Source organism: Archangium sp., from assembly GCF_036389735.1.
Taxonomy (GTDB): Bacteria; Myxococcota; Myxococcia; order Myxococcales; family Myxococcaceae; genus Archangium.
In genome coordinates this window covers 1-5,359 of sequence record NZ_DASVWK010001076.1, presented here as the reverse complement: position 1 = coordinate 5,359, position 5,359 = coordinate 1, and the positions used below count along the sequence as shown (strand labels likewise).

Here is a 5,359-nt window from a genome sequence, read left to right as displayed (position 1 = left end):
CGCTGGGTGCACTGACCTTGCTGACTGGGATCAACGGCACAGGGAAGTCCACGGTCATCCAGTCGCTGCTCCTGCTCCGGCAATCGTGGCTCCGCGAGATCCTGACAAAGGGTGCTCTGGCGCTCAACGGTGAGCTCGTAGAAATGGGAACGGGGCGCGATGCGCTCTATGAGGGCGCAACCAAAGACGAAATCGGTATCGGCCTGAAGTGGGACGCCGGCAAGGTGGAGTGGTTCTTCGCTGTGAGCCCGGAACTCGACGTGCTCACCACGGAGTCGGATCCAATCCCCGAGCAGGCGTACCAGAAAAGCCCGTTTGGGGATGGCTTCCAGTACCTTACCGCGGAGCGAATCGGCCCTCGCGTCGCCTTTCCAACTTCCACCCATGCGGTCCGCGAGCAGCGGCAGCTCGGGCGAAGCGGCGAGTACGCAACGCACTATCTTGCCATCTTCGGCACTGAGAAAGTGCAGCTTCCCGCGCTCATTCGCGACGATGCTGCGTCCTCGTCTCTTCTCAACCAAGTGGAAGCATGGCTGAGCGTGGTCAGTCCAGGCACCCAGCTCCGGATCCAGGAGTTTGCGAACCTCAATCTGGCCGAACTCCGCTACGCATTCTCCGGCGGCGACGTCGCCAGCCGCAGCTACCGGTCGATGAATGTCGGCTTCGGTCTCACCTATTCGCTGCCAATCCTCGTGGCGGTACTTGGAGCCAGACCGGGGGCTCTCTTGGTTATCGAAAACCCCGAAGCGCATCTGCATCCGCGCGGCCAGCAAGCTCTTGGTGAGTTCCTCGTGCGTGCGGCGAAGGACGGAGTGCAGGTGGTAGTGGAGACCCACAGCGATCATGTGCTCAATGGAGTACGGCTCGCGGTGGCAAAGAAGCTCATCAAGCCAGGGTTGGTGCGAACCCACTTCTTCCACCGTCGAACTGGAGAAGGAGCACGGGGAATGGTGTCGCCGCAGATCGACGCAGACGGACGGCTTTCCGACTGGCCGCGTGACTTCTTCGACCAGTGGGATCGAAGCTTGGAGGAACTGCTCAGTATCAACGAGGCCGCTCGATGAGCAGGGAGCTCTTCTTCAACGAGCTGTCCGGTACGCCCGTCGCAACTCGCCATGAGGCGCGGGAGATGATGAAGGTGCTCGTCGGCACGATACAGGCTGCGTGGCGCGCGGGCGGGAAGAACTTCCGTGCCGAACGCGAACTCGGACTTCTAGAACTCAGCGAAGAATATTTGGTGCGCGATTGGCGCAACGACCCGGCCGTCGCGCGTGAGCTCCAGACAGCGTGGCGAGGCATGCAGGCTAGGTCGCCGCTGCTCCGAACGGACACGCCTCCGGAGGAAAGGGACCGGCTGCTGGGTGGGGAATGCACGTTCGAGGGGTCCCAAGCAGCAGGCCTCGGGGCGGCGGTGCAACTCGGGGGGCTGGCGATCAGCATGCACAGCCACAAAAGATGGCTGCGCTCACGATTGAAGGCCGTATTAACAGAGCTGGGTGAGGACGATTTCGCCCCATCGGAAGTGGAGATTCGGCACGCCGCTGCAGTGGCCCATGTTGAAGCACACAGCGAGTGGTTGAGGCCGCCGCTGTACGATCCGACTGACGCTAGAGATCTATGGCAGAAGCGTGCCGAACTCTATCCTGCGCTCGTGTTCTGCACGCACGTAGAGAAGGCCCTTGAGGCGTTTGGCTCGGGAACGGATCTGTTCAAGCAGGTGAAGGCACGGCTGCGTGACTTGCAGGATTTCTTTTCGACATGGGATGGCAAGGGATTCGACTCAAACAAGATCCCGTTCAAAGTAACGCCGGACAGCGAGACTCAGCTGAAGCAGTATCCAGAAGAGCGAACGTTCCTGTGCCCAGACGGCGTGACGCGTCTGTTCCGATGGAAGACGAAGCTGCCTGATGGGCACCGGCTTTATTTCGACCCTCAGGAAGCGACGCGCACAGCAATCATCGGCGACGTGGGACCGCACAAAAGCTGAACCAGGAGTGGCCCCACTCCTGAGGCATCCCCTCATATAGAAAAGCAGGCCAGGAAGGGGGTGGCTGGCTGTATGGTTCGAGCAGTAGGGTCATGGACGTTACGGGGGAGTGGGTACTCCCGCAGTCAACGAGCAGCAGGTCCATGAATTCCTCTGCGGCCTTTTCGCGGAAGACCTCCACGCCACGAGGATGCTCTCGCTCTGCTTGGCCATTCTGGGCGTCATCCATGCCGCCAGTCTTTCGGTCCACGCCATTGGGCAGGCCCTCGCGGTGGCGCGGGGAGTCAGGGTCCAGGCTCACTAGGTATTGAAGTACTGGTCCTTGGTTTCCTTGCGACCTTGTTGTTGACAGACAACCCAGTTGATACCCTGGTGGAGATACCCGACGTTTCTCCATTGGAATTCAACACCGGAGTGCCACCCGTGCGCCCATCGCTTGGCATGTACCACTGGCAGTTGAAGTGGCCGCCGCCCGCTGGCGAGCAAGGCACGGGGGCCGGCTCCCCAGGTTGAGCTTGTGCCCCCAGCCCGGTGACAGCGGCCAGTACGAGTACGACCCCAAGGATTTGCTTCGAACGCCTGATGAATTGCTCCTCGCTTCACTGGGAGGGCGATTCCTGTTGAGTTGGAGGCGGGTCTTTTTGGATGTGAGCGAGCACCTCTCGGGTTCAGTTTCCCCGCTCCATCACCGTGCGGGAACTCGATCGCCGCGCTCTCATCCGTGGGGTACGGGGGCGACGAAGTAGCACTCGCCGCCTGGGCTGTGCGCCAGGCCCGTGGAGAACTCCACCTGCTAGGGCACGCCGTAGTTCTGCCGCTTGGAGTTGAGCTCCACGGCGACGGAATAGGCCTGGGCCCAGAAGCGGCTCTCCCAGCGGTTCTTCAGGCCCTTCTTGTCGTTGGCGTGGTGGAAGAGGTCCTGCCGGAACTGCGCGTCCGCGGCCTTGCGCGCATCAGGGCCCAGCGGCTGGCCCTTCCGCCCGTAGTAGCGGAGCAGGTCGTAGCCGTAGTCGTGCGTCTTGGCCATCGGGTCGAAGTCCTGATCCGGACCAATCCCGCCCGGAGCCGAGGCGCTGCCATGCGGATCCTGCATCCGCGTCCCGTGCTTCGTCTCCACCTGGACGGGCTTGTAGCCCATGACCTTCTCGAAGTCGGCCGGCGGGGGAATGGCGCCCGTGAGGTAGTCCCGCATCAGCTTCGCCTCGTCGACCCTGTTGGAGCCCACTGCGGCGACACGCGCCGTCTTGACCTCGAACAGGTCTCCGGGCCGGGCCGTCGTCACCTGCTCCGGGACTTTCGCGGGCGCGGGGCTCGGGGCATTCACCGCCCGCTCGGCGACACTGACGGGGGGACGGGAGGGGGAGCCATTGATGCGGAGGGACATGGTGCGCTCGTCAGTCGGAACGGGTTCGTCGCGATTCCTGAGAAATCATCGGCCGGCGACGAGAAAAGTTGCGTCCCTCAGGGCGAAGAGGGGGCCGCCTCGAGCGGAGGCACGTCCCGCCCCTCGCCAAAACCGAGCACCCACCACTCGGGCGCCCCCGTGCCCAGCTCCGCCAGCGCGCGCTTCAACTCCGCCACCGACTCCTCCTCGCCGTCATCCGCGAGCTTGAAGGTGCCGTAGTGCATGGGGACGCTGTAGCGCGCCCCCAGGTCCACGCTGGCCCGCACGGCCTCGCCCGGCGAGACGTGCACGGGAGACATGAACCACTCGGGCTTGTAGGCGCCGATGGGGAGCACCGCCAGCCGCATGGGGCCGAAGCGCTCGCGGGCCTCGGCGAACTGCTTGCCCCAGCCGGTGTCCCCCGCGAAGTAGGTGGCGCCATGCGGCCCCCGTAGGACGTAGCCCGTCCACAGCGTGCCACCGCGGTCGAACAGGCCCCGGTTGGCGAAGTGCTGGGTGCGCGCGCTCGCCAGCGTCACCTCGGGGGACAGCGGCACCTCCTGCCACCAGTCCATCTCGGTGACATGGCGCAGGCCCTTGTCCTCCAGGAAGGCGCGGTTGCCCAGGCCCGCGAAGAAGCGCACCTCGGGGAACGCCTCCTGGAGCCGCCGCAGCGTGGGCACGTCCATGTGGTCATAGTGGCTGTGGCTGAGCACCACCACGTCGATGGGCGGCAGGTCCTCGAAGCGGATGCCCGGGGGCCGCACCCGCTTGGGGCCCGCGAAGGACACCGGGCTGCAGCGCTCGCTGTAGATGGGGTCCGTCAGAATGTTGAGCCCATCCAGTTGCAGCAGCACCGAGGCGTGGTTGATGAACGTCACGCGCAGGTCGCCCCGGCCCACGCGCCGGGGCGGCGGCGGACCGGGAGGCACGTCGTTCCACTCCTTCCAGACGCCCGGCTTCCGCTCGAGCTGCCACTTCAGGAAGCTCCCCCGCTCCTCGCGGGGCTCCAGGTTGAAGAAGCGCTCGCCATCGAAGTGGTCGGACCGGGGCCCCCGCCAGGTGGGCGCGGAGAAGATGCACCCGCCGATCCCCACGCCTCCGGCGGTGACGAGCAGCAACGAGGCCAGGACCGTGAGGAGCCGGCGAAACAGACGTCGACGCATGGACAGAAAATCCTCCGCTTCCCGGACGCTCGCAAGTAGGGCAGCCGCGTGGGAGAGGGCGCGTGCCACCGCACAGCGTTGTGGCACGAACGTATCCTTCCGATGTGGGAGCAATAGCCACCCGCCACGCACATCCTATCTTCTCTGGGGCCACAACGGCGGGGGGTGCATGGTGGGAAGAACCCGAGGAAGCGTTTTCGCCTGTCTGCTGGTGGGGGGCCTCTGCGCGCTCGCGGCGGCACCGGCCCGTGCCTTCGATGACGCGACGGCGGACCGGGCCCTCCAGTTCTCACGGCAGCAGTTGAACCGCTCGGCCACGAATCCGGCGATCCCCACGAACCAGTACCCCAAGGCGAGCACCGACGGCACGTGGCAGCTCGTGCCCAACACGGACATGATCGGCTGGGTCCAGGGCTTCTTCCCAGGCCAGCTCTGGTACCTGTACGACCAGGGCAGAGACCCCTTCTGGAGAGGGCGGGCGGACGCCTGGACGCGCAACCTCGAGGTCCAGAAGACCAACACGCAGACGCACGACCTGGGCTTCAAGTTCATGCCCAGCTTCGGCCACGCGTACCGCCTGACGGGAGACACCTACTACCGGGAGGTGCTCCTCACGGCCGCGCGCTCGCTGGCCACCCGCTTCAACCCCACGGTGGGCGTCATCGATTGCTGCGACTGGAACTCGCAGTGGCAGGTGCCCCTGGTCACCGACACGATGGTGAACCTGGAGCTGCTCTTCTGGGCCTCCCAGGAGACCGGAGGCAATCCCGCCTGGAAGGACATGGCGCTGCGCCACGCCCTGAAGACAGCGACGGACATGGT

Annotated in this window: 4 protein-coding genes and 1 pseudogene; 3 read left to right on the top strand and 2 right to left on the bottom strand. The window is 64.9% G+C overall.

The window, feature by feature from the left end; genetic code table 11:
• Together VF794_RS38730 and VF794_RS38725 are read left to right on the top strand one after the other, a co-directional pair.
• Positions 1–1,064: AAA family ATPase (locus VF794_RS38730; RefSeq protein ID WP_331118564.1), on the top strand; the 1,064-nt coding region annotated here is incomplete at its 5' end.
• Complete coding sequence (locus tag VF794_RS38725; RefSeq protein ID WP_331118562.1) at positions 1,061–1,987, top strand: hypothetical protein; 927 nt, start codon at positions 1,061–1,063, stop codon at positions 1,985–1,987. The genes VF794_RS38730 and VF794_RS38725, both read left to right, overlap by 4 nt.
• A gap of 793 nt (positions 1,988–2,780) precedes the next feature.
• On the opposite strand, the gene VF794_RS38720 is transcribed toward VF794_RS38725, so the two are convergent.
• A complete protein-coding gene (locus VF794_RS38720; protein WP_331118560.1) occupies positions 2,781–3,371 on the bottom strand; it encodes a hypothetical protein in 591 nt (196 codons plus the stop codon).
• Between the two features lie 77 nt (positions 3,372–3,448).
• Entirely contained in the window at positions 3,449–4,537 is a 1,089-nt protein-coding gene (locus VF794_RS38715; protein WP_331118558.1) for an MBL fold metallo-hydrolase, read from the bottom strand.
• Positions 4,538–4,706: 169 nt separating this feature from the next.
• Between VF794_RS38715 and VF794_RS38710 the strand changes: the two are divergent.
• Positions 4,707–5,359 (top strand): annotated as a pseudogene (locus VF794_RS38710) (glucuronylhydrolase); the annotation flags it as partial.

Excerpts from the sequence above, each read along its gene's own strand:
- VF794_RS38725 (WP_331118562.1), top strand. The coding sequence starts at position 1,061 with ATGAGCAGGGAGCTCTTCTTCAACGAGCTGTCCGGTACGCCCGTCGCA.
- VF794_RS38720 (WP_331118560.1), bottom strand. The coding sequence starts at position 3,371 with ATGTCCCTCCGCATCAATGGCTCCCCCTCCCGTCCCCCCGTCAGTGTC.
- VF794_RS38715 (WP_331118558.1), bottom strand. The coding sequence starts at position 4,537 with ATGCGTCGACGTCTGTTTCGCCGGCTCCTCACGGTCCTGGCCTCGTTG.